This is a genomic window from Mycobacterium sp., assembly GCF_035506235.1.
Taxonomy (GTDB): domain Bacteria; phylum Actinomycetota; class Actinomycetes; order Mycobacteriales; family Mycobacteriaceae; genus Mycobacterium.
This window is the reverse complement of record NZ_DATJPU010000235.1, coordinates 1-3,315: the sequence shown is the minus strand read 5'-3', so window position 1 is coordinate 3,315 and position 3,315 is coordinate 1. Positions and strand designations below refer to the sequence as shown.

The window sequence follows — 3,315 nt, the reverse complement described above, 5'->3', positions numbered from 1 at the left end:
GTGATCAGCCCCTTGATGTGCAACATCTACCTACACCGGATCGACCGGGTATGGCAGGTGCGTGAGCATGGGGTACTGGTCCGTTTCGCTGATGACCTGGTGGTGATGTGCAAAACCCGTGAGCAGGCCGAGGCTGCGTTGACGCAGTTGAGGACTGTGCTGGCCGAACTTGGTTTGCAACCAAAGGAAGCCAAGACGCGGATTGTGTGTCTGCAGGTCGGTGGTGCCGGGTTTGATTTCTTGGGCTTTCACCACTGTTTGATTCGGGTGGCCAGCCGCCGCGATCGTGGGCGGTCGGTTACATTTCTCGCTCGTTGGCCCGCGGACAGGGCTATGCGGCAGGCCCGAGATCGGATTAGGGAACTGACCCGCCGGTCGCGGTTGCTGCTACCAAATGAGGTGATCGTGGAGGACATCAACCGTTTCCTGCGCGGCTGGGCCGCCTATTTTCGGTTCGGCAACTCCGCGGTGCGCTTCGAAAAGATCATGCACCACGTGTGGTGACCAATGGAACGCAAACCGTCTTTGGTTGACACGGGTTCTGGGGGTGGCGGTGGGCCCTTTGGGGCTGTTGGGTCGGTTGGGTGTTGTGGTGGCGGGTCGAGGGCGATGCGGAGCCGGATTTGGACGTGCCAGCCGGTGACGCGGACGTCTTCGATGAGTAGGCGCAGCAGCTGTTGTTTTTGGGTGTCATCGAGGGTGTCGATGATGGCGTGGATGCGGGCGGCGAAGTCACCCGCGCGTCGGCGGAGTTGATTGTCACGGGCCAGCGTGGTTCTTTCCTCGGCGAGGCTGGTTCTGTTGTGCTGCAGCTCTTTTCGGCGTGAGGCGACTTCGGTGGCACGGCGCTGCAGTTCGGGTAGTTCGATGAACCCGCCCTGGTAGAGGTCGATGAGTCGGCGCCGCTCGGTCTCGGCGGCGTCGATCTTGCGGTCCAGCCGAGCCAGTTCGGCGCTAAGGAGTTCATCGTTGGGAATTGGGGTGCCTAGGGCGACGGCTTGTTCGCCGGCCAGTAGCTGGTCGGGGTGGGTCATCGCGACGCGGATCTGGTCGAACACGAACGCGTCCAACGCGTCGGCGCGGATGTTGCGTTCGGGGCAGCGGCGGGATTCCCCGCCGGCGCGCAGCGGGTCGTGGTTGCGGCAGTGGTAGTAGCGGTGCCAGGTGCCGTTGCGGCCGCGCATCTTGTGACAGTTGGTGCCGACCCCGCAAACACCGCATTTGACCAGGCCTTTGAGCAGCCAGGCGCCGGGTTCGGCGCGGCGCGGGCTCCACTTGGTGTTGTCGGTGGAGACACGGCCGGCGGCCTGAAACAGCTCGTCGGAGATGATGCGGGGGCAGTCGATCGGGATCCATTCATCCCGATTACGCGGCACCTGACGGTTGCGGCGGGTGGGCCGGCGGTCGGGCACCGATTCGGTGCGGTTGTAGTAGACCCGGCCGATATAGGCCTCGTTGCCCAGCAGCCGGCACAGCGTGGACGTGCCCCAGGTGGGTTTGCCGGTTGGGGAGGGCACCCCGTCGGCGTTGAGCCGGCGGCAGATCTCGCGCACGGTGACGCCGGCGGCGCGGTCGGAAAAGATCCGCCGCACCACCGCGGCCTCGGGTTCATAGACCTGGTGGTGTGCCTGGCCGGTGGCGCCGCTGCGCGGAATCCGACGGTAGCCGTAGGGAGCTTTCCAGGTGACAACCTCGCCGGCGCGGGCCCGAAACAGCTTGCCGCGCCGGTAGCGTTCGGCGATCTTGGCCTTCTCGTACTCGGCGATCACGCCCTGCACCTGGGTGAGCAAGGTGGCTTGCGGGTCGTCGGCGGCCAGCCCCGGGGAATCGGTGAACGCCACCGCGACGCCGAAGCGGGCCAGCTCGTCGAGCACCAGCACCTGGTAGGCGTAGGCGCGGGCGAGCCGGTCCGGCGACAGGCACCACACCCGTTCGATCAGCCCGGCCTCGGCGGCATCACGCAACGCATCCAGACCGGGCCGGTCCAGTCGGGCGCCGGAATGGCCGTCGTCGACATACTCGCCGACCAGCTCGTCACCGGCGGCGGCGATGTGTTCGCGCAGCAGCGCCAGCTGCGAGCCGATGGTGCCGCGATCGGCCTGGCGCTCGGTGGACACCCGCGCATACAGCCCCGCTCTCACCGCAGCCCCCACCTTGGCATCACTGCGCCATGTTGCCGGTCGGCGGCCAGGTCGAGCAGGAACTCATAGCCCGCGGCCAGTGCGGCCACGCGGGGATCTTCATGCGGGCTCCACGCCGGACGGGCAGCGGCGACAAGGTTGGCGACAAACACCGGCTCGGCGCTCGGCCAGGCGATCAACCCGGCCAGCCCGCGCCGGGAAAACCGGGCCGCGGCCAGCCCCTCCAGGGGCCCGCAGGGTTCAAGCGCCTGTGCGCGCAGGGCTTCGTAGTCGACCTGCGCCGCCTCGACTGGCGGCCAGAACGACCGGGCGCTCACCGAGAGCGGACCCGCTCGATGGTGCGCCGGTGCAACACCACCCCGAACCTCTCGGCCACTTGCTCGGCGATCTGCGCCCCCGACCCGGTGTCGGCGCGGATAAAGTCCACGATCTCGGGTCGCAGCTTTATCGGTCCGCGACGGCCGCGCCGCTCGTCGAGCAGCCCGGCCATCCCCGACTGGTCGAACGCCGCAGCCACCAGATAGTACGCTGCCCGCGAATAGCCGTGTGCCCCAGCAGCTTCCGACACCGACACACCATCGACCAGATGCGCCCGCAGCATCTCGTATTTCACCTGCACCTTGTCGGAAGCCAGGAAGAATCTCGACCCGCCGGTGAACAGGGGCGCTAACACTTCGTTGGGATTGGGATGCAGCAGACCTGCCTCGGTCAACGCCCGAAGCCGTGTGGTATCGCTCACCGGTCTCACCTCCCACACCAGAGCCTAAGCCACACCTCCATGTGTGTCGATTATTTAATGCCGCGTGTCTAAATCTTCTTCCCAATGTTGGCACTAAATCGGCTGTGATGCCGCTGATGATGCAAACGATGCGGCAACTAAAACTAGATATGCGGCGGTCAATACTAGACATCAAACTCGCTCCGGACGGCTGGGCGCAAGTGCCGACGACGGTGATCAGGATGCAAATACAGCCCGGGCACCGCTTCTGGCGGAGCCAGCAACACCGTCAACTGCAGCTTTGCGTTCCGTTGGTGGTCACACGTGGTGCATGATCTTTTCGAAGCGCACCGCGGAGTTGCCGAACCGAAAATAGGCGGCCCAGCCGCGCAGGAAACGGTTGATGTCCTCCACGATCACCTCATTTGGTAGCAGCAACCGCGACCGGCGGGTCAG

General features: G+C 65.6%; 5 protein-coding genes. 1 reads left to right on the top strand and 4 read right to left on the bottom strand.

Translation table 11 applies throughout. The features are described 5' to 3' along the window. A partial coding sequence (locus VMD50_RS21660) for a reverse transcriptase domain-containing protein (RefSeq protein WP_325430565.1) occupies nt 1-504 on the top strand: 504 nt, incomplete at its 5' end. Here the strand turns inward: VMD50_RS21660 and VMD50_RS21655 are convergent. The 4 genes from VMD50_RS21655 to VMD50_RS21640 all read right to left on the bottom strand — a co-directional run bounded on the left by VMD50_RS21655 (nt 444) and on the right by VMD50_RS21640 (nt 3,315). Next, nucleotides 444-2,141: a recombinase family protein gene (locus VMD50_RS21655; protein WP_325430563.1), complete on the bottom strand. Its 1,698-nt coding sequence runs from the start codon at nt 2,139-2,141 to the stop codon at nt 444-446. The two genes, VMD50_RS21660 and VMD50_RS21655, sit on opposite strands and share 61 nt — an antisense overlap. After that, entirely contained in the window at nt 2,138-2,458 is a 321-nt protein-coding gene (locus VMD50_RS21650) for a hypothetical protein (RefSeq protein WP_325430561.1), read from the bottom strand. The genes VMD50_RS21655 and VMD50_RS21650 overlap by 4 nt, the downstream gene beginning before the upstream one ends. Beyond that, nucleotides 2,455-2,880 (bottom strand): helix-turn-helix domain-containing protein, encoded by a 426-nt coding sequence (locus VMD50_RS21645; RefSeq protein ID WP_325430559.1) that lies wholly within the window; start codon nt 2,878-2,880, stop codon nt 2,455-2,457. Before VMD50_RS21645 ends, VMD50_RS21650 begins: the two co-directional genes overlap by 4 nt. Before the next feature lie 297 nt (nt 2,881-3,177). After that, complete coding sequence (locus VMD50_RS21640) at nt 3,178-3,315, bottom strand: group II intron maturase-specific domain-containing protein (RefSeq protein WP_325430567.1); 138 nt, start codon at nt 3,313-3,315, stop codon at nt 3,178-3,180.